This is a genomic window from Serratia sp. CY84636, from assembly GCF_052166245.1.
GTDB classification, from domain to species: domain Bacteria; phylum Pseudomonadota; class Gammaproteobacteria; order Enterobacterales; family Enterobacteriaceae; genus Serratia; species Serratia nevei.
Genome location: NZ_JBJNOX010000011.1, coordinates 141,907 through 166,771, shown reverse-complemented (window position 1 = coordinate 166,771; position 24,865 = coordinate 141,907). Strand labels below are relative to the sequence as shown.

Here is a 24,865-nt window from a genome sequence, read left to right as displayed (position 1 = left end):
CAGGCGGCAGCCGTTCCCTGCCGCACACAGATACGCAACACAGGGGTAATTACGATGAGAAAAACTACCGCAGTCACCACCACCGTCTCCGCGCTCTGTCTCACCGTGCTGTGCGGCCTGGCCCAGGCGGCCGATCTGCCGCAGTCGCTGGGCAAAGGCGAAGGCCGGCTGGATATCATCGCCTGGCCCGGCTACATCGAACGCGGCCAGTCCGACAAAAACTACGACTGGGTCACCCAGTTTGAAAAGCAAACCGGCTGCGCGGTGAACGTGAAGACTGCCGCCACCTCCGATGAAATGGTCAGCCTGATGGCCAAGGGCGGCTACGATCTGGTGACCGCCTCCGGCGACGCCTCGCTGCGCCTGATCTTCGGCAAGCGGGTGCAGCCGATCAACACCGCGCTGATCCCTAACTGGAAGAACATCGATCCGCGCCTGCTGAACGGCGCCTGGTACACCGTGGACGGAAAAACCTACGGCACGCCGTACCAGTGGGGGCCGAACCTGCTGATGTACAACACCAAAACCTTCCCGACGCCGCCGGACAGCTGGGCGGTGATCTTCCAGCAGCAGAACCTGCCGGACGGCAAGAGCAACCAAGGGCGGGTGCAGGCTTACGACGGCCCGATCTACATCGCCGACGCGGCGCTGTTCCTGAAGGCCACCCAGCCGCAGCTCGGCATCAGCGATCCTTATCAGCTCAACGAAGAGCAGTATCAGGCGGCGCTGAAGCTGCTGCGCAGCCAGCACGCGCTGATCCACCGCTACTGGCACGACACCTCGGTGCAGATGAGCGACTTTAAAAACGAAGGTGTGGTGGCCTCCAGCGCCTGGCCGTATCAGGCCAACGCCCTGAAGGGCGAGGGGCAGCCGATCGCCACCGTGTTCCCGAAAGAGGGCGTGACCGGCTGGGCGGACACCACCATGCTGCATGCCGATGCCAAGCACCCGAGCTGCGCCTACCAGTGGATGAACTGGTCGCTGGAGCCGAAGGTGCAGGGCGACGTGGCGGCCTGGTTCGGATCGGTGCCGGCTTCACCGGCGGGCTGCAAGGCCAGCGCGCTGTTGGGTGAGAAGGGCTGCGAAACCAACGGCTTCAACCAGTTCGACAAAATCGCCTTCTGGAAAACGCCGCAGGCGCAGGGCGGCAAGTTCGTGCCGTACAGCCGCTGGACCCAGGATTACATCGCCATCATGGGCGGCCGCTAAGCCGCGGGGCGCAGCCCGCTGCGCCCGAACTACATCAGTATGGAGCACAGAAAATGACCATTGCCGTGCAATTCATCGATGTTTCGCGGACTTTCGGCGATGTTCGCGCCGTGGATCGGGTATCCATCGACATTCAGGACGGAGAATTCTTCTCCATGCTCGGGCCGTCCGGCTCGGGCAAAACCACCTGCCTGCGCCTGATCGCCGGCTTTGAACAGCTCACTTCCGGCTCGATTCGCATTCACGGCCAGGAAGCCGCCAACCTGCCGCCGTATCAGCGCGACGTGAATACGGTGTTTCAGGATTACGCGCTGTTCCCGCACATGTCGGTGCTGGAAAATGTCGCCTACGGCCTGATGGTGAAGGGCGTCGCCAAACGTGAGCGGCTGGCGCGGGCGCAAGAGGCGCTGGAGAGCGTGGCGCTCGGTTTCGTTGCCGAACGCAAGCCTGCGCACCTGTCGGGCGGCCAGCGGCAGCGCGTGGCGTTGGCGCGCGCGCTGGTCAATCGGCCGCGGGTGCTGCTGCTGGACGAACCGCTCGGCGCGCTGGATCTCAAGCTGCGCGAGCAGATGCAGGGCGAGCTGAAGAAGCTGCAGCGCCAGCTGGGCATCACCTTTATCTTCGTCACCCACGATCAAAGCGAAGCGCTGTCGATGTCCGATCGGGTGGCGGTGTTCAATAACGGCCGCATCGAACAGGTGGATACGCCGCGCGAGCTTTACATGCGGCCGAAGACGCCGTTCGTCGCCGAGTTCGTCGGCACCTCCAACGTGGTGCGCAGCGAGCTGGCGCAGCGCCTGCTCGGCGAAAGCCGGACGTTCTCGATCCGGCCGGAACACATCCGCCTGCTGGAGCACGGCGGCGCGGCGCAGGACGAGATCCAGGTGCAGGGCACGCTGCAGGAAATCCATTACCAGGGTGCGGCCACGCGGTATGAAATCGCGCTGAACGGCGGCGAAAAGCTGCTGGTCAGCCAGGCCAATCCGCAGTGGATCGCCGAAGGGCAACAGCGGCAGATCGGCCAGCCGATCGTCGCCTGCTGGCCGCGCGCGGCGATGGTACCGCTGCTGGAGGAGAGGTGAGATGGACATGAGCATCGATTCCCCCTCGGCGCGCGGCGGTACCGTGCGCGCGCTGTCGACCTGGCTTTATCGCCGGCCGACGCTGTATCTGCTTTTGCTGCTGGTGCCGCCGCTGCTGTGGTTCGGCGCGGTGTACCTCGGTTCGCTGCTGACGCTGCTGTGGCAAGGGTTTTACACCTTCGACGATTTCACCATGGCGGTGACGCCGGATCTGACCTTCGCCAACCTGGCGGCGCTGTTCAACCCGGCCAACTACGACATCATTCTGCGGACGCTGACCATGGCGGTGCTGGTGTCGCTGGCCAGCGCGGCGCTGGCGTTCCCGATCGCCTATTACATGGCGCGTTACACCAGCGGCCGCGTCAAGGCGTTCTTTTACATCGCGGTGATGATGCCGATGTGGGCCAGCTATATCGTTAAAGCCTATGCCTGGACCCTGCTGCTGGCGAAGGACGGCGTGGCGCAGTGGTTCCTGCAGCACCTGGGGCTGGAGCCGCTGTTGGCTTCGCTGCTGACGGTGCCCGGCGTCGGCGGCAACACGCTGTCGACCTCGGGGCTGGGGCGTTTTTTGGTATTCGTCTATATCTGGCTGCCGTTCATGATCCTGCCGATCCAGGCGGCGCTGGAGCGCCTGCCGCCTTCGCTGCTGCACGCCTCGGCGGATCTGGGCGCGCGACCGGCGCAGACCCTCCGCCACGTCATTTTGCCGCTGGCGGTGCCGGGCATCGCCGCCGGGTCGATTTTCACCTTCTCGCTGACGCTGGGCGACTTTATCGTGCCGCAGCTGGTGGGGCCGCCGGGCTATTTCATCGGCAGCATGGTGTACGCCCAGCAGGGTGCGATCGGCAATATGCCGATGGCCGCGGCCTTTACGCTGGTGCCGATCGTCCTGATCGCCATTTACCTTTCCATCGTCAAACGTCTGGGGGCTTTCGATGCACTCTGAACGCGCGCCCTTAGGGCTGAAGCTGGCCGCCTGGGGCGGACTGATCTTCCTGCATTTCCCGTTGGCGATCATCGCCATCTACGCCTTCAACACCGAGGATGCCGCCTTCAGCTTCCCGCCGAAGGGCTTCACGCTGCACTGGTTCAACGTTGCCGCCGGGCGGCAGGACATCATCGATGCGGTGCTGCTGTCGGCGCAGATCGCCTGCCTGGCGACCGCCATCGCGCTGGTGCTCGGCACGCTGGCGGCGGCGGCGCTGTATCGGCGCGATTTCTTCGGCAAGGACAGCATTTCGCTGCTGTTGCTGCTGCCGATCGCGCTGCCGGGGATCGTCACCGGTCTGGCGCTGCTGGCGGCGTTCAAGGCGCTGAATATCGAGCCGGGTATCCTGACTATCGTCGTCGGCCATGCGACGTTCTGCGTGGTGATCGTGTTCAACAACGTCATCGCCCGGTTCCGCCGCACCTCGTACAGCCTGATCGAAGCGTCGATGGATCTCGGCGCCGACGGCTGGCAAACCTTCCGTTACGTGATCTTGCCAAACCTCGGCTCGGCGCTGCTGGCCGGGGGCATGCTGGCGTTCGCGCTGTCGTTCGATGAAATCATCGTGACCACCTTTACCGCCGGCCACGAGCGCACGCTGCCGCTGTGGCTGCTGAACCAGCTCGGTCGCCCGCGCGACGTGCCGATCACCAACGTGGTGGCACTGTCGGTAATGCTGTTGACCATGCTGCCGATCCTCGGCGCTTACTACCTGACCAAAGGTGGGGAAAGCGTCGCCGGCAGCGGCAAATAATTTCCTTACCCGACCTCTGATAAAAGGATAACCCTATGCAAAGCCAACTGTTGATTGACGGCCACCTGGTGAATGGCCAGGGCGCGACCCAGCCGGTGTATAACCCGGCGACCGGCGAAGTGATTGCGCAGGTGGCGGAGGCCAGCCCGGAGCAGGTCGATCGCGCGGTGCTGGCGGCGGACGCCGCGTTCGCCGCCTGGGGGCAAACCACGCCGAAGGCGCGCGCCGAGCATCTGCTCAAGCTGGCGGATCTGATCGACGAGCATGCCGAGACTTTCGCCAGGCTGGAGTCGCTCAACTGTGGCAAACCTTATCACTGCGTGTTGAACGACGAGCTGCCGGCGGTGGCCGACGTGTTTCGCTTCTTCGCCGGGGCCAGCCGCTGCCTGACCGGCATGGCGGCCGGCGAGTATCTGGCCGGGCATACCTCGATGATCCGCCGCGATCCGCTCGGCGTGGTGGCCTCGATCGCGCCGTGGAACTACCCGCTGATGATGGCGGCCTGGAAACTGGCGCCGGCGTTGGCGGCGGGCAACTGCGTGGTGATCAAGCCGTCGGAGCAGACGCCGCTGACCACTTTCAAACTGGCCGAACTGGCCGCCGGGCTGTTCCCGCCGGGCGTGCTCAACGTGCTGTTCGGCCGCGGCGCAAGCGTCGGCGATCGGCTGACCGGGCATGACAACGTGCGCATGGTGTCGCTGACCGGCTCGATCGCCACCGGCGAGCACATCATCGCCCACACCGCCGCCGGCATTAAGCGCACCCATATGGAGCTGGGCGGCAAGGCGCCGGTGCTGGTGTTTGCCGACGCCGATCTGCAGCAGGTGGTGGACGGCATTCGCGGCTTCGGTTTCTACAACGCCGGGCAGGATTGCACCGCCGCCTGCCGCATCTACGCGCAGAAAAGCATTTATCCCGAGCTGGTGAAGCGGCTGGGCGAGGCGGTGGCCAGCCTGAAGATCGGCGCGCCGGACGACGAGAGCACCGAGCTGGGGCCATTGATCACCGCCCAGCATCTGGAGCGGGTCGCCGGTTTTGTCGAGCGCGCCAAAGCGTTGCCGCACGTGCAGGTGGTGACCGGCGGCGAGAAGGTGAAAGGGCCGGGTTACTACTTCCAGCCGACGCTGCTGGCCGGCGCGCGCCAGGAGGATGAGATCGTGCAGCGCGAGGTGTTCGGCCCGGTGGTGACGGTGACGCCGTTCGACGACGAAGAGCAGGTGCTGGCCTGGGCGAACGAATCCAACTACGGGCTGGCGTCTTCCGTGTGGACCCGCGACGTGGGCCGCGCGCATCGCTTAAGCGCCCGCCTGCAATACGGCTGCACCTGGGTGAACACCCACTTCATGTTGGTGAGCGAAATGCCGCACGGTGGCCAGAAACTGTCCGGCTACGGCAAGGACATGTCGATGTACGGGTTGGAGGATTACACCGCCATTCGTCATGTGATGTTCAAACATTGATTTTACAATAATTATCCGCACAATAGCGCGGCCTTCGGGCCGGCCCCGGCCGGCCGATGATAATAAAAATTGAAAGGAAGCCTATATGGGTATCACCCGACGCGATTTTCTCAACGGGGTGGCGATCACCATCGCCGCCGGGTTGACGCCGCTGCAAATCTTGCGCGCGTCGCCGCAAACCGCCAATCAAACCCTGTACTACCCGCCGGCGCTGACCGGGCTGCGGGGTAACCATCCGGGCTCGTTCGAGCATGCGCACCAGCTGGGGCGCGACGGTAAAACCTTTGATTTCGGCAGCGTACCCGCCGTTGAAGAGTTCGATCTGGTGGTGGTCGGCGCCGGCATCAGCGGGCTGGCGGCCGCCTGCTTCTGGCAGCAGCTGAAAGGCGAGCAGCAACGCATTTTGCTGATCGACAACCATGACGACTTCGGCGGCCACGCCAAGCGCAACGAATTCAACAGCGACGACGGCATGCTGCTCGGCTACGGCGGCAGCGAATCGCTGCAGTCGCCGCGCTCCAACTTCAGCCCGGTGGCGATGGGGCTGCTGCGCAAGCTCGGCGTCGATATCGACCAACTGGAGCAGGCGTTTGACACCACCTTCTACCCGGATCTGAACCTGAGCCGCGGGGTTTACTTCGATCGCAAGAACTTCGGCGTCGACAAGGTGGTGAGCGGCGATCCGGGCCGCACGGTGGCGGACGACATTCCGCGCGCTCGCCTCAACGGCCGCTCTTATGAAGCGTTCATCGGTGATTTCCCGCTGCCGGAAAGCGATCGCCAGGCGCTGATCGCACTGCATACGGTGGAGAAAGATTATCTGCCGGAGATGGCGCTGGAGCAGAAGGTCGAGTGGCTCGATACCCACAGCTACACCCAGTTCCTGCGTGAAAAAGTGGGCCTGAGCGAGCTGGCGATCCGTTATTTCCAGCAGACCACCAACGACTTCCAGGCGGTGGGCATCGACGGCACGTCGTGCAGCGATGCGCGCATCTGCGATCTGCCGGGCCTCGGCGGCATGAATTTGCCGCCGCTGGACGAAGAGTCGCAGGCGGATCTCGACGATCCTTACGTGTTCCACTTCCCGGACGGCAACGCCACGCTGACGCGCCTGATGGTGCGCAAGCTGATCCCGGCGGTGGCGCCGGCCGGCAAAGACATGAACGACGTGGTGCTGGCCAAATTTGACTACAGCCAGCTCGATCGGCCGGAGTCGCCGGTGAAGCTGCGTTTGAACAGCACCGGGCTGCACGCGGCCAACGTCGGCGACAAGGTGGAAGTCACCTACATGACCGGCGAGAAGATGACCAAGGTGCGCGCCGGGCAGGTGGTGATGGCCGGCTACAACATGATGATTCCGTACCTGGTGCCGGAGATGTCGCACGAGCAGCAGGAGGCGCTCAAGCAGAACGTCAAGGCGCCGTTGGTGTACAGCAAAGTGGTGATCCGCAACTGGCAGCCGTTCATCAAGCTGGGCGTGCACGAAATTTATTCGCCGGCCGCGCCGTACAGCCGCGTGAAGCTGGACTACCCGGTGAGCATGGGCGGGTATCAGCACCCGCGCGATCCGGATCGGCCAATCGGTCTGCATATGGTGTACGTGCCGACGCTGCCGGGCAGCGGCCTCAGTCCGCGCGAGCAGTCGCGCAAAGGGCGCGCGCTGCTGCTGGGCACGCCGTTCGAGGTGCATGAGCAGATGATCCGCGAACAGCTGCAGGGCATGCTGGGCGAGGCGGGTTTCGACCACCAGCGCGATATTCAGGCGATCACCGTCAACCGCTGGTCGCACGGTTATTCCTACTTCCTCAACGGGCTGTTTGACGATGAAGAAGAAGCCAAGAAAATCATCGAAACGGCGCGGCAGCCGATCGGCAAGATCGTTATCGCCAACTCCGATTCCGACTGGAGCCCGTACGCCAACTCGGCGATCGATCAGGCGTGGCGCGCGGTGAACGAACTGGCCTACGGCAAGGTTGCCGCCAAGGAGGGAGCATGAGTCTGCGTTCGCTGTACCTGTTGGGCCTGCTGGCGGCCGGCGGCTCGGCCCAGGCGATGTCGGCCGGGGAATATGTGGCCAAGGCCGGCGACTGCACCGCCTGCCACACCGCGCCGGGCGGCGCTGAACTGGCGGGAGGCATGAAGTTCCCGACGCCGCTCGGGGCTATCTACGCCACCAACATCACGCCGGACAAGCTGCACGGCATCGGTGCCTATTCGTTCGAAGAGTTCGATCGCGCCATGCGCCAGGGGGTGGCCAAAGACGGTCACCGGCTTTACCCGGCGATGCCGTATACCTCGTACGCCAAAATGAGCGCGGAAGACATGCGCGCGCTGTATGACTATCTGATGAATGAAGTGCCGCCGCAGAACGTCGCCAACCGGGATAGCGACATCAGCTGGCCGCTGTCGATGCGTTGGCCGCTGGCGGTGTGGAACCAGCTGTTCCACGACGACCAGCCGTATCAGGCAGATCCGCAGCAAAGCGCCGAGTGGAACCGCGGCGCCTACCTGGTGCAGGGCGCGGGCCATTGCGGCAGCTGCCACACGCCGCGCGGCTGGGCGATGCAAGAGAAGGGGCTGGACGGTAAGGAGCCGGTGTTCCTGAGCGGCGCCGAGCTGGACGGCTGGTACGCCTCCAATCTGCGCGGTCTGCCGCCGGAAGAGGTGACGGCGCTGCTGAAAACCGGCCGCAGCCGCCATGCGGCGGTCGCCGGGCCGATGAGCGAGGTGGTGACCCACAGTACGCAGTATCTCAGCGACGGCGATTTGAACGCCATCGCGGTGTACCTGCGCAGCCTGGCGCCGGAAACCGCCACCAAAGCCGCTGCGCCTGCCGTGCAGGCGAATAATTCGGGCGGCAAGGCGACCTACGCGATGTACTGCTCGACCTGCCACGGCAACAAGGGCGAGGGCACCGATTTTGCCATTCCGGCGCTGGCGGGCAATGCCACTGTAACGGCGGACAATCCGCTGACCGCGCTGCGGGTGGTGCTGGAGGGGGCGCATACGCCGATCACGCAGCAGGCGATGGCGTTTGACATGCCGGCTTATGGCTGGGCGTTGAACGATCGGCAGGCGGCGGATCTGATGAGCTATCTGCGGGGAAGCTGGGGCAACCAGGCGGCGCCAGTGACGGTGCAGCAGGTGCAGGACGCGCGCCAGCTGCAGGCGAAATGAGGGGGGAGCGCGGTCTGACGGCCGCGCTCCGCACGCATTACAGCACCTTATGCGGGCCGAAACATTCGTAGTGGATGCGTTCGGCCTCTACGCCCATCTCCAGCAGTTGTTTGCCCACGAACTGCATGAAGGCCACCGGGCCGCAGAAGTAATAGTGCATCTGCGGATCGGCCAGGCTGCCTTGCAGCGCGCTCAAATCCATCAATCCGCGGCTGTGGTAGTCGCGGCCTTCCACGTCATCGGCAGCCGGCTCGCGGTACCACACATGGCGGCTCAGATTCGGCATACGCCCGGCAATATCCGCTACCTCATCGGCAAAGGCGTGCACGCTGCCGTTTTCCGCCGCGTGCAGCCAGTGGACCTGCGCCTGATGCTGGTTGTCGTGCAGGGTGTTGAGCATGCCGAGCATCGGGGTTTGGCCGACGCCGGCGGAGATCAGCGCCACCGGCGTGGTCGGCGCCACGTCGAGGAAGAAGTCGCCGTGCGGCGGGGCGATGTAGATCACGTCGCCTTCCTGCGCCTGCTGGTGCAGGTAGTTGGACACTTTCCCCTGATCTTCGCGCTTCACCGCGATGCGGTAGAACTCGCCGTTCGGCGAGGTGGTCAGCGAGTACTGGCGAATTTCCTGATGCTCCAGGCTGTCGTGCTTGATGTAGACCGCCAGGTATTGCCCCGGTTTGAAGTCCGCCACCCGGCCGCCGTCCACCGGCGCCAGCACGAAGCTGCAGATCACGTCGCTCTGCGGCTGTTTCTTCAGGATGCGGAATGCGCGCAGATCGCGCCAGCCGCCGTTGTCGGTTTCGCTCTGCTGATAAATCTGCTCTTCACGCTGGATAAATACGTTGGCCAGCACGCCGTAGGCTTTGCCCCAGGCGTCCAGGACTTCCTGACCCGGGCTGAACATTTCGTCCAGCGTCGCCAGCAGGTGACCGCCGACGATGTTGTACTGCTCCGGCTGGATATTGAAGCTGGTGTGCTTCTGCGCGATGCGCTCCACCGCCGGCAGCAGCGCCGCCAGGTTCTCGATGTTGGCGGCATAGGCGCAGATGGCGTCGAACAGCGCCTGACGCTGATCGCCGTTGCGCTGGTTGCTCATGTTGAAAATGTCTTTCAATTCCGGGTTGTGCGCGAACATGCGATCGTAAAAGTGGGCGGTCAGCTTCGGCCCGGTCGCAGCCAGCAGGGGAATGGTGGATTTCACGGTGGCGATGGTTTGGCTATCCAGCATGGAAGCGCTCCTTGGGTTGGGATCTTGACGGGAATTTTAATGATGTATTTTAAATGCATCTTATTGGGTTCCGCGTCGCTTGTAAATACCCTTGTTTTCGTTGCGGTGTTCTTCGGGCGTCGATCGCGCTCACAGAACATGAAAAAAGCGCATCGTTCGCATGAGGAAATGTCCGTTGATAAACGGCGGCATTTAGCGGATCAAAGCCTTGCGCCACCTTATGCCAATCGTTTGCGTAAAAACCTCTGTCAAGACCTATCTTCGGTAGGGCGAAACGGTTTACACTGTGGCCCAGAACCCAAACGGGTAGTTATTTGGTGATTTTTTAGTTAGCTGATTTAAGTCAGGAGATGCCGGATGTTAAAGCGTGAAATGAACATTGCCGATTACGATGCGGAACTGTGGCGTGCCATGGAGCAGGAAGTGGTGCGTCAGGAAGAGCACATCGAGCTGATCGCGTCTGAGAACTACACCAGCCCGCGCGTGATGCAGGCTCAGGGTTCCCAGCTGACCAACAAATACGCTGAAGGCTATCCGGGCAAGCGTTACTACGGCGGCTGCGAATACGTGGATATCGTTGAGCAGCTGGCTATCGATCGCGCCAAAGAATTGTTCGGCGCCGATTACGCCAACGTGCAGCCGCACTCCGGCTCCCAGGCTAACTTCGCCGTGTACACCGCGCTGCTGCAGCCGGGCGACACCATTCTGGGCATGAACCTGGCGCACGGCGGCCACCTGACCCACGGTTCCCCGGTCAACCTGTCCGGCAAACTGTATAACGTGGTGCCTTACGGCATCGACGACAAAGGTCAAATCGACTATGACGATCTGGCCAAGCAGGCGCAAACCCACAAGCCGAAAATGATCATCGGCGGCTTCTCCGCTTACTCCGGCGTGGTTGACTGGGCCAAAATGCGCGAAATCGCCGACAGCATCGGCGCTTACCTGTTCGTCGACATGGCGCACGTAGCGGGCCTGATCGCCGCCGGCGTGTACCCGAACCCGGTACCGCACGCGCACATCGTCACCACCACCACCCACAAAACCCTTGCGGGCCCGCGCGGCGGCCTGATCCTGGCGAAGGGCGGCGACGAAGAGCTGTACAAGAAGCTGAACTCCGCCGTGTTCCCTGGCGGCCAGGGCGGCCCGCTGATGCACGTGATCGCCGGCAAGGCGGTGGCGCTGAAAGAAGCGATGGAGCCTGAGTTCAAGGTTTACCAGCAGCAAGTGGCGGTCAACGCCAAGGCGATGGTGGACGTGTTCCTACAGCGCGGCTACAAAGTGGTCTCCGGCGGCACCCATAACCACCTGTTCCTGCTGGATCTGGTCGACAAAAACCTGACCGGTAAAGAAGCGGACGCTGCCCTGGGCCGCGCCAACATCACCGTCAACAAAAACAGCGTGCCGAACGATCCGAAGAGCCCGTTCGTTACCTCCGGCGTGCGTATCGGCACCCCGGCCGTGACCCGTCGCGGCTTCAAAGAGGCCGACGTGCGCGAACTGGCCGGTTGGATCTGCGATGTGCTGGACAACATCAACGATGAAGCCACCATCGAACGCACCAAGAAGAAAGTGCTGGATATCTGCGCCCGCCTGCCGGTTTACGCATAATCCCGCTTTTGCCCGACAAAACCCGCTGCGGCGGGTTTTTTTGTGGCCGCTCGAGGTAAACTGTGAGCTGTCTGGCACTCTAACGCATTGAAGTGGAATGACGATTGCGGGGCAGTGTGAGCTCTGTCAAAGTATTGCCCTCACTCCGGAGGGATCATGGTTCTGCAATCAACGCGTTGGCTCGCTCTCAGTTATTTCACCTACTTCTTTTCCTATGGCATTTTCTTACCGTTCTGGGGCGTGTGGCTGAAAGGCGAGGGCATCGCACCCGAAACCATCGGCATGTTGCTCGGCGCCGGCTTGGTGGCCCGCTTCCTCGGCAGTTTACTGATTGCACCCCGCGTTAAAGATCCCTCTCATTTAGTCTCCGCCCTGCGCCTGCTGGCGCTGCTGACCCTGGCTTTCGCGGTTGGCTTCTGTTTCGGCAACGGTTGGGGCTGGCTGATGCTGGTGATAGCGGGGTTCAACCTGTTCTTCTCGCCGCTGGTGCCGCTGACCGATGCGCTGGCCGGCACCTGGCAAAAGCAGATCCGTATGGACTACGGCCGGGTAAGGCTGTGGGGCTCGCTGGCGTTCGTCATCGGCTCGGCTCTGACTGGGCAGCTGGTGGCGGTGTGGGGCCATAACGCTATTCTCTACAGCCTGATCTTCAGCGTGCTGGCGATGCTGCTGGGCATGTTGCTGAAGCCGAGTGTCATGCCGCAGGGCGAAGCGCGCACGCACAGCGGAGCCGAGCGCTCGCTGTGGGCACTGCTGAAAGAAGGGCCGGTCTGGCGCTTCCTGCTGTGCGTCACGCTGCTGCAGGGGGCGCATGCCGGCTACTACAGCTTCGGTTCCATTTACTGGCAGGAGGCCGGCTATTCGGCCTCGACCATCGGTTATCTGTGGTCGCTCGGCGTGGTGGCGGAGGTGATTATCTTCGCCAGCAGCAACGTGCTGTTCCGCCGCTGGAATGCGCGCAACCTGCTGTTGCTCTCTGCCTGCTGCGGCGTGCTGCGCTGGAGCCTGATGGCCTACAGCACCGAGCTGGGCTGGCTGCTGCTGATCCAGATCCTGCACTGCGGCACCTTCACCGTCTGCCATCTGGCGGCGATGCGCTTTATCGCCGCGCGCCAGGGGCAAGAGGTGATCCGGCTGCAGGCGGTGTATTCGGCGCTGGCGATGGGCGGCGGCATCGCCGTCATGACGGTCATTGCCGGGTTCCTGTTCGAACATTGGCAGGGCGGGGTATTCTGGGTGATGGCGGCGGTCGCGGTGCCGGCCTTGTTCATCCGGCCGCCGGCGGTCAGCGTCAGCCGCTGATTAAGGGGCTTCCAGCAGCGCGCGGATCGCCTGGCGCTGTCGGGTTTCCAGCGGCAGTTCGGTATAGATCAGCGGCGGGTGCGGATCGCTGTGCACCGCCGCATAAGGGGTGATCACCAGCATGACGCCCTGTGGCGCACCGCCGCGCAGATAGTCGCTCAGCGGCAGATACTTGATGTTCAGCGGCAGCAGCGTGAGCTCGCGGATCTGGTATTCCACTTCTTCTTCCAACTGCGGGTTGTCCAGCGTCAGCAGCAGCACCTGTTTTTCCTGCAGCGCGTTGTCCTGCATCAGCCAGGCGCCGAAGCTGATGGCCACCAGGCCCGCCTCCTCGTTGGAAAAATGCACGCCGTACTCCTGCTCCAGCGGTTTCAGCGCTTCCTGCGTGGTGCGCATCAGCCGCGGGTATTTGCGCACCACTTCTTCCAGCAGCATATTGTCGATGCCGATGGCGAAACGGCAGCGCTCCAGCGCCGGCGCCAGGTGGGCGAACAGCTGGCTGACCAACTCCGCCTTGCTGCTGAAGGCCATGCCGGAAAGCTGCTGGAAGCGCTCGACCATGCTGTCGATGGCCGTCATCAGCCGCTGTTCCTGCGCGGAGTCGTTGCTGTGGTAGCTGTGATTTTTCAACATGGTAAACGTCAGCGCCAAAAAATCGCGCTCGTCTGCCTGCGGCGGCTGGTTAAACAGCCGGTTGCAGGCCTGATGCAGCCAGGCGGCGGCCTGCTGCTCCGGTTTTTGCCGCAGCCAGTCGCGCTGAACGGCATCGAAACGCGGATGCTGCCGCAGGCGATTTTGCCAGGCGCAGTAGAGCAGATAATGCTGCAGGAATTGGCGGTCGCGTGCATCGAAGCGGCGGTTGAGCAGCGGCTCGCAGGCATCGATCGCCTCTGCCAGCGCAGACGCCGGGGCGGCATCGGCCGCCAGCGCGTGCCGCAGGCGCGGGGCGAAATCGCCTTCAACGAATTGCGGGCTGCAGCGCAGGGCCCGCCGCAGCCAATGGATCAGGCACAGGCGCTGGTCGAGCGTGCTGCCCCGCAGTTGGTAACCACGATCGTGATCGACGGCGATCTCCAGGTGGTGGAAACGCTGGATTTCACTGGCCACCTCGGCTATATCTTGCCGGGTTATCGGGGGGGCGACGCCGTTGATTCGGCTCAGGGTCTCCAGCTGTAACTCGGGCTCCGGCGTGTACAGCATCAGCAGCAGATGGCAGCGCCGTTGTTGTCTGGAGAGCTCGGGCACGGGAGAGGTGTCCAGGCTCATTATCACCTTCCGGCATAAAAGGTTGCGATTATGCCTAAGCATAGCAAAAGGCTTTGTAATGGCAGGGTTACCGCGCGGCTTTTACTTCGGCTTACAACTTTCGTCACAAATATTGCCGGGAGAGGCGGGCCGTTCGGTATTTATTTGTGTTACGTTATAACAAATGCAGGTAAGACAGGATAATGATGAAGTTACGTCGTCTTTTGGCTGCCTTCGGCGCCGTGTTCAGCGCCGGTGCGATCGCGCATCCGCACAGCTTTATCGACATGAATACCACCTTCGTCGCCAAAGACCAGCGGCTGGTCGGCCTGAAAATGGTGTGGGTGATGGATGAAATCACCTCGGCGGATCTGCTCTACGATGCGAAAAACGCCAAGAGCGATTCTGAAGTGTGGAAAAAGCTGGCGGCGGAAGTGATGGCCAACGTGCTGGGGCAGCACTATTTCACCGATCTTTACCGCGACGGCAAGCCGGTGAAATATCTGAACTTGCCCAGCGAATATCACCTGTCGCGCCAGGGCAATCAGGCGGTGCTGGAGTTCGTGCTGCCGTTGGCCGAGCCACAGCCGCTGGCGGGCAAGCCGTTCGAACTTTCTACTTACGATCCGACTTATTTCGTGGATATGACCTATAAAGACCAAAATGCGCTGCATCTGCCGCCGGAGATGGCGCAGCTGTGTAGCTATAAGCTGATGACGCCGAAGCCGAATGCGTCGCTGCAGGCCTATGCGCTGTCGCTCGACAAGAACGACTCGCCCGGTGAAGACCTGGCGCTGGGGCAGCAGTTCGCCCAGCGGGTGACGCTGCAATGTCGTTAAATTTCTCACCTCCGACGACGAGCCGACGCCACTGGGCCTTTGGCCTGTGGCCGCTGCTGCCGTTCACGCTGGTGCTGGCGGCCGCCGCGCTGCTGGCGTGGCACTATTGGCCGCAGCTGCTGATGCAGAGCGTGGTATGGCAAAAAGCGCTGCACCAGCAGATGGCGGGGCTGTTGCAGCAGGTGAAGGCCGCGCCGCAGCAGGCCGGGCTGGCGCTGATGCTGTTCAGCCTCGGCTATGGCGTCTTGCATGCGCTCGGCCCCGGCCACGGCAAAGTGGTGATCGCCACCTACCTGGCTACCCATCCGGCGCGGCTGAAAAGCAGCCTGAAGCTGACCTTCGCCGCCTCGCTGGTGCAGGGTGGGGTAGCGATCGCGCTGGTCACGCTGATGCTGGTGGTATTGCAGCTCTCTTCGCGCCAGCTGCACCAAAGCAGCTTCTGGCTGGAAAAGGGCAGTTTTATTCTGGTGATGCTGCTTGGCGTGCTGCTGAGTTGGCGCGCGCTGAAACGCCTGTTTGCGGCGATCAAGGCGATGCGCCCGGCGCCGGCGCTGCGAATCAACAGCCTGGCGCCGCTGGCGGCGGATCATGTGCACAGCGCCCACTGCGGCTGCGGCCACCGGCATCTGCCGAGCGACAGCGAGCTGCAGGCGGGAAGCGACTGGCGCACTCAGGCCGCCATCGTGCTGGCGATGGGCATGCGCCCCTGTTCAGGGGCGATTTTGGTGCTGCTGTTCTCCAAGGTGATCGGCGTGTTCGGCTGGGGAGTGATCTCCGCGCTGGCGATGGCGTTCGGCACCTCGTTGACCATCTCGATGCTGGCGCTGCTGGTGCATTACAGCCGCCGGCTGGCGGTGCGTCTCAGCCGTTCGCGCGCGCCCGCCGCCTGGAGCGCGGTGGCCTGGGGGGCATTGGCGCTGGCCGGCGGCCTGATCCTGTTGGCTGCGGGGCTGTTGCTGTACGTCAGCGCGCAGCCGGAATTCGGCGGCGGCATCCGGCCCTTCTCCCGCTAACGGGCATAAAAAAAGCGCTGCATCGGCAGCGCTTTTTTTTCGATTCGCTTCTGGCGATTAACGCTTCAGCGCTTCGCTCAGTTCTTCACGCATGGTGGCCAGCATGGCTTTCACTACGCGCGGGTTGCCTGCAACCACGTTGCCGGAGCTGAAGTGGTTGTGGCCACCGACGAAGTCGGTCACCAGGCCGCCGGCTTCACGCACCAGCAGTTCGCCCGCGGCGAAATCCCACGGCTTCAGGCCGATTTCGAAGAACCCGTCTACGCGGCCGGCGGCCACATAGGCCAGATCCAGCGCGGCGGAACCGGTGCGGCGGAAGTCTGCGCACTGGGTGAACAGTTTGCCGACGATGTTGATGTAAGGCGTTGCGTGCTGCTTGACCTTGAACGGGAAGCCGGTCGCCAGGATGGTGCCATCCAGATCTTTGGCGTTGGTGCCGCGCAGGCGGTAACCGTTGAGCTGTGCGCCCTGGCCGCGAGTGGCGGTGAACAGTTCGTTGCGCATCGGATCGTAGACCACGGCCACTTCAGTACGGCCTTTGATGCGTACGGCGATGGAAACGGAGAAATGAGGGAAACGTTTGATGAAGTTTGCAGTGCCATCCAGTGGATCGATCACCCATTGCACATCGCGATCTTCGCCGATCAGCTCACCGCGTTCTTCGCTCACGATACTGTGTTGCGGATAAGACTTGCGGATGACGTCGATGATCAGATGCTCTGCATCGCGATCGACGTTGGTGACGAAGTCATTGGTCCCTTTCTGGCTCGCTTCTACAGCGTCCGGGGTTTCGTAGTTTTTGGCAATCAGGTTACCGGCCTTGCGCGCAGCGCGCACGGCGATAGTCAGCATCGGATGCATGGGTATCTTCCAACTAGGATGTTAAAGAACAGGAAACGGCGCGAAGTATAGCAGCTGTTCGGCAAATTGCCTATGGCTGTGTTAAGATGCTGCGATTTTCCGCCACGCTCAGAGTTTGTATGCTGCACAATATCCGCATTGTTCTGGTAGAGACTTCACATACCGGCAACATGGGCTCGACCGCCAGAGCCATGAAAACCATGGGTTTAACCAACCTTTATCTGGTTAATCCGCTGATCAAACCCGATTCTCAGGCCATCGCCCTGGCCGCCGGTGCCAGCGATGTGATCGGCAACGCCACTATCGTCGATACCCTCGATGACGCCATCGCCGGCTGTAGCCTGGTGGTGGGCACCAGCGCACGTTCTCGCACCTTGCCGTGGCCGATGCTGGAGCCGCGTGAATGCGGCGTGCGCGCGGTGCACGAGGGCGAACACGCGCCGGTGGCGCTGGTGTTCGGCCGCGAACGCGTCGGGTTGACCAACGATGAACTGCAGAAGTGCCACTACCACGTCGCCATTCCGGCCAACCCGGACTACAGCTCGCTGAACCTGGCGATGGCGGTGCAGATACTGGCGTATGAAGTGCGCGTGGCTTACCTCGATCGCCAACAGGCGGGCGCGCCGCAGCTGGAAGAGACGCCGTATCCGCTGGTGGATGACCTCGAGCGTTTCTATCAGCATCTGGAGCAGACGCTGCAGCGCACCGGCTTTATTCGCCCGTCCCATCCGGGGCAGGTGATGAGCCGCCTGCGTCGGCTGTTCACCCGCGCGCGCCCGGAAGGGCAGGAGCTGAATATCCTGCGCGGCATGCTGACGTCGATCGAGAAACAGGATAAACATCAAGGTAATTAATTGATGTGGCATAACGGTGGGCGACAATAGTATTAGTTATCCAAAGGTTATAACATGTATTTTATATACCTTTGTTCTTGCTAAGTTCAAAACGTGCTAATACTTGAGTCAATTACTAGGTTAAATAGTTGACTGTTTTACTCAGGAATGTCAGACTTTCGGCCATATTTGACCAACAGGTAACCATTGAGCTATGAGACTGACATCCAAAGGCCGTTATGCCGTAACCGCTATGCTTGACGTAGCGCTGCATTCCCAGGAAGGGCCGGTACCACTGGCGGACATTTCCGAACGCCAGGGTATTTCGCTCTCTTATCTGGAACAATTATTCTCCCGTCTGCGCAAGAACGGCCTGGTGGCCAGCGTGCGTGGTCCGGGCGGTGGTTATCTGCTGGGTAAAGACGCGGGTGAGATCGCCGTTGGCGCTGTCATCACTGCCGTCGATGAATCGGTAGATGCAACCCGTTGCCAGGGCAAAGAAGGCTGTCAGGGCGGCGATCGCTGCTTGACCCACGCCCTGTGGCGCGATCTGAGCGAGCGCATCAGCGGGTTCCTGAACAACATTACGCTGGCAGAACTGGTCAATAACCAGGAAGTGCTGGTGGTGGCGGATCGTCAAAACAACGATACGCGCCGCACGGCCAACGGTCGTCCGCAAGAAACTATCAACGTTAATCTGCGCGCATAAGCAGCTGGCGAAATTATTTTAGTTTTTGGAAGTGATGTACGGAGCACAAGAGCAATGAAATTACCGATTTATCTGGATTACTCAGCAACGACGCCGGTTGACCCGCGCGTTGCTGAGAAGATGATGCAGTTTTTGACCCTGGACGGCACTTTTGGCAACCCGGCTTCCCGTTCCCACCGTTTCGGTTGGCAGGCGGAAGAGGCGGTAGACATCGCCCGTAACCAAATCGCCGAACTGGTGGGCGCCGACCCACGCGAAATCGTCTTCACCTCCGGGGCGACCGAATCCGACAACCTGGCGATCAAAGGCGCTGCCAATTTCTACCAGAAAAAAGGCAAGCACATCATCACCAGCAAAACCGAACACAAAGCCGTGCTGGACACCTGCCGTCAGTTGGAGCGCGAAGGGTTTGAAGTGACCTACCTGGCGCCGCAGAGCAACGGCATCATCAGCCTGCAGGATCTCGAAGCGGCGATGCGCGATGACACCATTCTGGTCTCCATCATGCACGTCAATAACGAAATCGGCGTGGTGCAGGATATCGAAGCGATCGGCGAAATGTGCCGCGCGCGCGGTATCATCTACCACGTTGACGCCACCCAGAGCGTGGGCAAACTGCCTATCGATCTGAGCAAGCTGAAAGTCGACCTGATGTCGTTCTCTGGCCACAAAATCTATGGCCCGAAAGGCATCGGCGCGCTGTACGTGCGCCGCAAGCCGCGCATCCGCATCGAAGCGCAGGTACACGGCGGCGGTCACGAGCGCGGCATGCGTTCCGGCACCCTGCCTGTTCACCAGATCGTCGGCATGGGCGAAGCTTACCGCATCGCCAAAGAAGAGATGACCGAAGAGATGGCGCGTCTGCGCACCCTGCGCGATCGTCTGTGGAACGGCGTGAAAGATATGGAAGAAGTGTATCTGAACGGCGATCTGGAGCACGGCGCACCGAACATCCTGAACGTCAGCTTCAACTACGTTGAAGGCGAGTCGCTGATCATGGCGCTGAAAGACCTGGCCGTTTCTTCCGGTTCAGCCTGTACCTCCGCCAGCCTCGAGCCGTCCTACGTGCTGCGCGCGCTGGGCATGAGCGATGAATTGGCGCACAGCTCGATCCGTTTCTCCCTGGGGCGTTTCACCACGGAAGAAGAGATCGACTACACCATTCAACTGGTGCGTAAATCCATCGGCCGTCTGCGCGATCTGTCCCCACTGTGGGAGATGTTCAAGCAGGGCGTGGACATCAACAGCATCGAATGGGCGCATCATTAATTCTCAGGTTTCAGGAGCAAGGTCATGGCTTACAGCGAAAAAGTAATCGATCATTATGAAAACCCGCGCAACGTGGGTTCTTTCGACAACGAAGATCCTACCGTCGGCAGCGGCATGGTAGGGGCGCCGGCTTGCGGCGACGTGATGAAGCTGCAGATCAAGGTTAACGATGAAGGCATCATCGAAGACGCGCGCTTTAAAACTTACGGCTGCGGTTCCGCCATCGCCTCCAGCTCGCTGGTGACCGAATGGATGAAAGGCAAGTCGCTCGATCAGGCTGAAGCGATCAAAAACACCCAGATCGCCGAAGAGCTGGAATTGCCGCCGGTCAAAATTCACTGCTCGATCCTGGCTGAAGACGCCATCAAAGCAGCGATTGCCGACTATAAGAGCAAGCACAGCGCCAAGTAATTTGTCTGAGTCGGCCCGGCCGCGCCGGGCTTTGATGTGAAGTGTGAGGTTGTGATGTCTATTACCATGAGCGACAGCGCTGCGCAGCGTGTTCAGGCGTTTTTGACGAACCGCGGCAAAGGTCTCGGCCTGCGTCTGGGAGTGCGAACTTCCGGCTGCTCCGGGATGGCGTACGTGCTGGAATTTGTTGACGAAGCCAACGATGACGACATCGTGTTTGAAGACAAAGGCATCAAGGTGATCATCGACGGCAAGAGCCTGGTCTACCTTGACGGCACCGAGCTTGATTTCGTTAAGGAAGGCCTGAACGAAGGCTTCAAGTTCAACAACCCGAACGTCTCAAGCGAATGCGGCTGCGGCGAGAGTTTCAACGTCTGACAGTCCATCGTGCTCCCCCGTTTCGGCGGGGGAACTTCATCCGCTAACGCCCAGAGCACGCTATGGATTACTTTACTTTATTCGGGCTGCCAGTTCGCTACACCGTGGACGGCAGCCTGCTTGCGTCCCGCTTCCAGGATCTGCAGCGCCAATTCCACCCCGATCGTTTCGCCAATCAGCCGGAGCGCGAACGCCTGATGGCGTTGCAGCAGGCGGCGACCATCAACGAAGCCTACCAGGCGCTGAAGCACCCGTTAAAACGCGCGGAGTATATGCTATCTTTGCACGGCTTCGATCTGGGCAACGAACAGCATACGATGCGCGACACCGCGTTCCTGATGGAACAGCTGGAGCTGCGCGAAGAGCTCGACGCCATTGAGTGCAAGCCGGAGGCGGAAAGCCTGCTGGCCGATTTCGGCGCGCGGCTGGCCGTCTCCATCAAGCAGCGCAGCGCGCTGATGCTGCAGCAGTTGGACAGTGAACAGTGGGCGGATGCCGCCGACACCGTGCGCAAGCTGCGCTTTTTGGACAAACTCCAGCAACAGGTTGAACAACTCGAAGAAAAACTGCTGGGTTTTGAGTAACACCTTCTGATTCTGATTGTGGAAGCTTCAACATGGCCTTATTACAAATTAGTGAGCCTGGCCTCAGCGCCGCGCCGCACCAGCGACGTCTGGCCGCCGGCATCGACTTAGGCACCACCAACTCGCTGGTCGCCACGGTGCGCAGTGGGCAAGCGGAAACGCTGGCCGACGAACAGGGCCGCCATTTGCTGCCTTCGGTGGTGCATTATCAGGCGGACGCGCAGCGCGTCGGCTGGGAGGCGCGCCAACAGGCGGCGCAGGATCCGGCCAATACCGTCAGCTCCATCAAACGCATGATGGGCCGCTCGTTGGCGGACGTGCAGCAACGTTACCCGAACCTGCCTTATCAATTCCAGGCCAGCGACAACGGCCTGCCGCTGATCGTCACCGCCGCCGGCCCGGTTAACCCGGTCGGCGTCTCCGCCGATATCCTGCGGGCTCTGTCCGCGCGCGCGCAAGCGGCGCTGGAAGGCGAGCTGGATGGCGTGGTGATCACCGTTCCCGCCTACTTCGACGACGCGCAGCGCCAGGGCACCAAAGACGCGGCGCGTCTGGCCGGCCTGCACGTCCTGCGCCTGCTGAATGAACCGACCGCGGCGGCGATCGCCTACGGGCTGGATTCCGGCCAGGAAGGGGTGATCGCGGTTTACGATCTGGGCGGCGGCACCTTTGATATCTCCATTCTGCGCCTCAGCCGCGGCGTGTTCGAAGTGCTGGCCACCGGCGGCGATTCCGCGCTGGGCGGCGACGACTTCGATCACCTGCTGGCCGACTGGCTGCGCGAGCAGGCCGGCGTGGCCGATCGCAGCGACCACGGCGTGCAGCGCCAGCTGCTGGATGCCGCTATCGCCGCCAAAATCGCGTTGAGCGATGCCGACAGCGTGCGCGTTGAGGTAGCCGGCTGGCAGGGCGAGGTGACCCGCGCCCAGTTCGAAGCGCTGATCGCTCCGCTGGTGAAACGTACGCTGATGGCTTGCCGCCGCGCGCTGAAAGACGCCGGCGTCGCCGCCGACGAGGTGCTGGAAGCGGTGATGGTCGGCGGTTCCACCCGCGTGCCGCTGGTGCGTGAGCAGGTGGGGGCCTTCTTCGGCCGCACGCCGCTGACGTCGATCGATCCGGATAAAGTGGTCGCCATCGGCGCCGCGATCCAGGCCGACATCCTGGTGGGCAACAAGCCGGACAGCGACATGCTGCTGCTGGACGTGATCCCGCTGTCGCTGGGCCTCGAAACCATGGGCGGCCTGGTGGAGAAAGTGATCCCGCGCAACACCACCATTCCGGTGGCGCGCGCGCAGGAGTTCACCACCTTTAAAGATGGCCAGAGCGCGATGATGATCCACGTGCTGCAGGGCGAGCGCGAGCTGGTGCAGGATTGCCGTTCGCTGGCGCGCTTCACGCTGCGCGGCCTGCCGCCGCTGCCTGCCGGGGGGGCGCACATTCGCGTTACCTTCCAGGTGGATGCCGACGGTCTGCTGAGCGTCACCGCGATGGAGAAATCCACCGGCGTTGAGGCCTCGATCCAGGTCAAGCCGTCGTACGGCCTGTCGGACGGCGAAATCGCCGGCATGATCAAAGATTCGATGGCCAACGCGCAAAGCGACGTGGGCGCGCGCAAGCTGGCGGAGCAACGCGTGGAAGCCGCACGGGTGCTGGAAAGCCTGCAGGGCGCGCTGGCCACCGACGCCGCGCTGTTGAGCGAGGCGGAAAGCCAGGCGATCGCCGCCGCGACCCAGGCGTTGCAGCAGGCGGCGCAGGGGGAAGATCCCGCCGCTATCGAAGACGCCATCAAAACATTAGATGCACAAACGCAAGATTTTGCCGCGCGCCGCATGGACGCTTCCATTCGCCGCGCGCTGGCTGGCCATTCTGTGGATGAGGTTTAACCATGCCTAAAATTGTTTTCCTGCCCCATCAAGATCTTTGCCCGGAAGGGGCGGTTCTGGAAGCCGAAAAAGGGGAGTCGATCCTCAACGTTGCGCTGCGCAACGGCATTGAAATCGAGCACGCCTGCGAGAAATCCTGCGCCTGCACCACCTGCCACTGCATCGTGCGTGAAGGCTTCGATTCGCTGGAAGAGAGCAGCGAGCTGGAAGATGACATGCTGGACAAAGCGTGGGGGCTGGAGCCGGAAAGCCGTCTGAGCTGCCAGGCGCTGGTCGCCGACGAAGATCTGGTGGTCGAAATGCCGCGCTACACCGTCAACCACGCGCGTGAGCATTAATTGTTAGCCGCAGCGCCAACCCGGAGATCATAATGGGACTGAAGTGGACCGACAGCCGAGAAATCGGCGAAGCCCTGTACGACCAATACCCGGACACCGATCCGAAAACCGTGCGTTTTACCGACATGCATCAGTGGATCTGCGATCTGGAAGAGTTCGACGACGATCCGCAGGCTTCCAACGAAAAAATACTGGAAGCGATCCTGCTGGTCTGGTTAGATGAAGCGGAGTAAATAGCGTAACGGGCTGCCATGGGCGGCCCGTTTATTTTGTATCCGACAAGATTAATAAAAGAATAATCCGGAGTAAGAAGGCTATGACAACAGAATTCATGCAGGTCACGCTGTCGCAACAACCTGCCGACGCCCGTTGGGGCGAAAAAGCGCTGCTCAGCACCAACGGCGAAGGGATGACCATCCACCTGACCGGCGCCGACAAACTGGGTGCGATCCAGCGTGCGGGCCGCAAAGTTGACGGTCAGGGCATCAAAAACGTCAAGCTGGCCGGCGACGGTTGGGACTTGGAAAACAGCTGGGCGTTTTGGCAGGGCTACCGCGGGCCGAAAGGGCAGCGCAACGTCGAATGGGCCGAGCTGCCGGAAGCCGCGCGTCAGGAGCTGGATAAGCGCCTGAAGATCGTAGACTGGGTGCGCGACACCATCAATATGCCGGCGGAAGAGCTGGGGCCGGAGCAGCTGGCGACCCGCGCCGTCGATCTGATGTGCGACGTCGGCTGCGATGCCGTCAGCTACCGCATCACCAAGGGCGAAGATCTGCGCGAGCAGAACTATGCCGGCATCCACACCGTCGGCCGCGGCTCCGAGCGCCCACCGGTGCTGCTGGCGCTAGACTTCAACCCGACCGGTAACCCGGACGCGCCGGTGTTCGCCTGCCTGGTCGGCAAGGGCATCACCTTCGATACCGGCGGTTATAGCCTGAAACAGAGCGCCTTTATGGACTCGATGAAGGCTGACATGGGCGGCGCGGCCACCATCACCGGCGCCCTGGCGCTGGCGGCGGCGCGCGGCCTGAAGCAGCGCGTGAAGCTGTACCTGTGCTGCGCCGACAACATGGTCAGCGGCAACGCTTTCAAACTGGGTGACATCATTCGCTACCGCAACGGCAAAACCGTCGAGGTGATGAACACCGATGCGGAAGGGCGCCTGGTGCTGGCCGATGGCCTGATCGACGCTTCTGAGCAGAACCCGCAGCTGATTATCGACTGCGCCACCCTGACCGGCGCGGCCAAAACCGCGGTCGGCAACGATTACCATGCGCTGTTCAGCTTCGACGACGCGCTGGCGCAGGAGCTGCTGAGCAGCGCCGCCGCCGAGCAAGAGCCGTTCTGGCGTCTGCCGCTGGCCGAGTTCCACCGCAGCCAGCTGCCGTCCAACTTCGCCGAGCTGAACAACGTGGCCGGCCCGGCCTACACCGCCGGCGCCAGCACCGCGGCGGCCTTCCTGTCGCACTTCGTCAAGAATTACCAGCAAGGCTGGCTGCACATCGACTGTTCCGCCACCTACCGCAAAGGCGCGGTGGAGCAGTGGTCGGCCGGCGCGACCGGTTTGGGTGTGCGTACCCTGGCCAATCTGCTGCTGAGCAAAGCCAAATAATTGAACGCCCGCCGTGTCGGGCGCTAGAATGCGCATTATCTTCGGGGCCCAGCATGCTGGGCCTCGCTATTTGATCCCT

24 protein-coding genes are annotated in these 24,865 nt (G+C 62.0%); 21 read left to right on the top strand and 3 right to left on the bottom strand.

Annotated elements, in window-relative coordinates:
- The first annotated feature begins 54 nt into the window (after positions 1 to 54).
- From ydcS to ACJ8QI_RS22110, 7 genes are all read left to right on the top strand, one after another.
- Positions 55 to 1,209: a putative ABC transporter substrate-binding protein YdcS gene (gene ydcS, locus ACJ8QI_RS22140; RefSeq protein WP_033635611.1), complete on the top strand. Its 1,155-nt coding sequence runs from the start codon at positions 55 to 57 to the stop codon at positions 1,207 to 1,209.
- 53 nt (positions 1,210 to 1,262) lie between these two features.
- Complete coding sequence (locus ACJ8QI_RS22135) at positions 1,263 to 2,291, top strand: ABC transporter ATP-binding protein (protein WP_033651579.1); 1,029 nt, start codon at positions 1,263 to 1,265, stop codon at positions 2,289 to 2,291.
- A gap of 1 nt (position 2,292) precedes the next feature.
- Entirely contained in the window at positions 2,293 to 3,237 is a 945-nt protein-coding gene (locus ACJ8QI_RS22130) for an ABC transporter permease (protein WP_442533099.1), read from the top strand.
- Positions 3,227 to 4,033: an ABC transporter permease gene (locus ACJ8QI_RS22125; protein WP_038874514.1), complete on the top strand. Its 807-nt coding sequence runs from the start codon at positions 3,227 to 3,229 to the stop codon at positions 4,031 to 4,033. Before ACJ8QI_RS22130 ends, ACJ8QI_RS22125 begins: the two co-directional genes overlap by 11 nt.
- Positions 4,034 to 4,068: 35 nt before the next feature.
- Positions 4,069 to 5,493, top strand: a complete 1,425-nt coding sequence (gene patD, locus ACJ8QI_RS22120; RefSeq protein ID WP_442533098.1) for an aminobutyraldehyde dehydrogenase — start codon at positions 4,069 to 4,071, stop codon at positions 5,491 to 5,493.
- 85 nt (positions 5,494 to 5,578) lie between these two features.
- Positions 5,579 to 7,489, top strand: a complete 1,911-nt coding sequence (locus tag ACJ8QI_RS22115) for an NAD(P)-binding protein (RefSeq protein ID WP_442533097.1) — start codon at positions 5,579 to 5,581, stop codon at positions 7,487 to 7,489.
- Positions 7,486 to 8,670, top strand: a complete 1,185-nt coding sequence (locus tag ACJ8QI_RS22110; protein WP_442533095.1) for a c-type cytochrome — start codon at positions 7,486 to 7,488, stop codon at positions 8,668 to 8,670. Before ACJ8QI_RS22115 ends, ACJ8QI_RS22110 begins: the two co-directional genes overlap by 4 nt.
- A 37-nt stretch (positions 8,671 to 8,707) precedes the next feature.
- On the opposite strand, the gene hmpA is transcribed toward ACJ8QI_RS22110, so the two are convergent.
- Positions 8,708 to 9,898 (bottom strand): NO-inducible flavohemoprotein, encoded by a 1,191-nt coding sequence (gene hmpA, locus ACJ8QI_RS22105; RefSeq protein WP_149571717.1) that lies wholly within the window; start codon positions 9,896 to 9,898, stop codon positions 8,708 to 8,710.
- Positions 9,899 to 10,255: 357 nt separating this feature from the next.
- On the opposite strand from hmpA, the gene glyA reads away from it, so the two are divergent.
- Both glyA and ACJ8QI_RS22095 read left to right on the top strand, forming a co-directional pair.
- On the top strand, positions 10,256 to 11,509 hold the full coding sequence (gene glyA / locus ACJ8QI_RS22100; RefSeq protein ID WP_025303922.1) for a serine hydroxymethyltransferase: 1,254 nt from the start codon (positions 10,256 to 10,258) through the stop codon (positions 11,507 to 11,509).
- A gap of 156 nt (positions 11,510 to 11,665) precedes the next feature.
- Positions 11,666 to 12,811 carry a 3-phenylpropionate MFS transporter gene (locus tag ACJ8QI_RS22095; protein ID WP_038874523.1) on the top strand — a complete coding sequence of 382 codons (1,146 nt, stop codon included), beginning with the start codon at positions 11,666 to 11,668 and terminating at the stop codon, positions 12,809 to 12,811.
- Here ACJ8QI_RS22095 and csiE read toward each other — a convergent pair whose 3' ends face one another.
- Entirely contained in the window at positions 12,812 to 14,077 is a 1,266-nt protein-coding gene (gene csiE, locus ACJ8QI_RS22090) for a stationary phase inducible protein CsiE (RefSeq protein ID WP_442533093.1), read from the bottom strand.
- Positions 14,078 to 14,259: 182 nt separating this feature from the next.
- Between csiE and ACJ8QI_RS22085 the strand changes: the two genes are divergently transcribed.
- Both ACJ8QI_RS22085 and ACJ8QI_RS22080 read left to right on the top strand, forming a co-directional pair.
- Positions 14,260 to 14,895 carry a DUF1007 family protein gene (locus ACJ8QI_RS22085; RefSeq protein ID WP_033651572.1) on the top strand — a complete coding sequence of 212 codons (636 nt, stop codon included), beginning with the start codon at positions 14,260 to 14,262 and terminating at the stop codon, positions 14,893 to 14,895.
- Complete coding sequence (locus ACJ8QI_RS22080; protein WP_060441124.1) at positions 14,886 to 15,908, top strand: nickel/cobalt transporter; 1,023 nt, start codon at positions 14,886 to 14,888, stop codon at positions 15,906 to 15,908. Before ACJ8QI_RS22085 ends, ACJ8QI_RS22080 begins: the two co-directional genes overlap by 10 nt.
- Before the next feature lie 57 nt (positions 15,909 to 15,965).
- Here the strand turns inward: ACJ8QI_RS22080 and suhB are convergent, their stop codons facing one another.
- On the bottom strand, positions 15,966 to 16,769 hold the full coding sequence (gene suhB / locus ACJ8QI_RS22075; RefSeq protein ID WP_004941400.1) for an inositol-1-monophosphatase: 804 nt from the start codon (positions 16,767 to 16,769) through the stop codon (positions 15,966 to 15,968).
- A gap of 119 nt (positions 16,770 to 16,888) precedes the next feature.
- Between suhB and trmJ the strand changes: the two genes are divergently transcribed.
- The 10 genes from trmJ to pepB all read left to right on the top strand — a co-directional run bounded on the left by trmJ (position 16,889) and on the right by pepB (position 24,786).
- Positions 16,889 to 17,623, top strand: coding sequence for a tRNA (cytosine(32)/uridine(32)-2'-O)-methyltransferase TrmJ (gene trmJ / locus ACJ8QI_RS22070; protein WP_025303916.1), 735 nt, complete (start codon positions 16,889 to 16,891; stop codon positions 17,621 to 17,623).
- A gap of 193 nt (positions 17,624 to 17,816) precedes the next feature.
- On the top strand, positions 17,817 to 18,311 hold the full coding sequence (gene iscR, locus ACJ8QI_RS22065; protein ID WP_004941404.1) for a Fe-S cluster assembly transcriptional regulator IscR: 495 nt from the start codon (positions 17,817 to 17,819) through the stop codon (positions 18,309 to 18,311).
- 54 nt (positions 18,312 to 18,365) lie between these two features.
- On the top strand, positions 18,366 to 19,580 hold the full coding sequence (gene iscS / locus ACJ8QI_RS22060) for a cysteine desulfurase (protein ID WP_015378780.1): 1,215 nt from the start codon (positions 18,366 to 18,368) through the stop codon (positions 19,578 to 19,580).
- Positions 19,581 to 19,604: 24 nt separating this feature from the next.
- Entirely contained in the window at positions 19,605 to 19,991 is a 387-nt protein-coding gene (gene iscU, locus ACJ8QI_RS22055; RefSeq protein ID WP_004941408.1) for a Fe-S cluster assembly scaffold IscU, read from the top strand.
- 54 nt (positions 19,992 to 20,045) lie between these two features.
- Positions 20,046 to 20,369, top strand: a complete 324-nt coding sequence (iscA, locus tag ACJ8QI_RS22050; RefSeq protein ID WP_004941410.1) for an iron-sulfur cluster assembly protein IscA — start codon at positions 20,046 to 20,048, stop codon at positions 20,367 to 20,369.
- A 62-nt stretch (positions 20,370 to 20,431) separates the two neighbouring features.
- The gene (gene hscB / locus ACJ8QI_RS22045) at positions 20,432 to 20,953 is read left to right on the top strand and encodes a co-chaperone HscB (RefSeq protein ID WP_442533091.1); all 522 of its coding nucleotides are present in this window, start codon (positions 20,432 to 20,434) and stop codon (positions 20,951 to 20,953) included.
- A 32-nt stretch (positions 20,954 to 20,985) separates the two neighbouring features.
- The gene (hscA, locus tag ACJ8QI_RS22040; protein ID WP_149571713.1) at positions 20,986 to 22,836 is read left to right on the top strand and encodes a Fe-S protein assembly chaperone HscA; all 1,851 of its coding nucleotides are present in this window, start codon (positions 20,986 to 20,988) and stop codon (positions 22,834 to 22,836) included.
- A gap of 2 nt (positions 22,837 to 22,838) precedes the next feature.
- Positions 22,839 to 23,174 (top strand): ISC system 2Fe-2S type ferredoxin, encoded by a 336-nt coding sequence (gene fdx, locus ACJ8QI_RS22035; protein ID WP_004941417.1) that lies wholly within the window; start codon positions 22,839 to 22,841, stop codon positions 23,172 to 23,174.
- Between the two features lie 32 nt (positions 23,175 to 23,206).
- Positions 23,207 to 23,407, top strand: a complete 201-nt coding sequence (gene iscX, locus ACJ8QI_RS22030; protein WP_006327336.1) for a Fe-S cluster assembly protein IscX — start codon at positions 23,207 to 23,209, stop codon at positions 23,405 to 23,407.
- An 83-nt stretch (positions 23,408 to 23,490) separates the two neighbouring features.
- The gene (gene pepB, locus ACJ8QI_RS22025; RefSeq protein WP_442533090.1) at positions 23,491 to 24,786 is read left to right on the top strand and encodes an aminopeptidase PepB; all 1,296 of its coding nucleotides are present in this window, start codon (positions 23,491 to 23,493) and stop codon (positions 24,784 to 24,786) included.
- Positions 24,787 to 24,865: the final 79 nt, after the last annotated feature.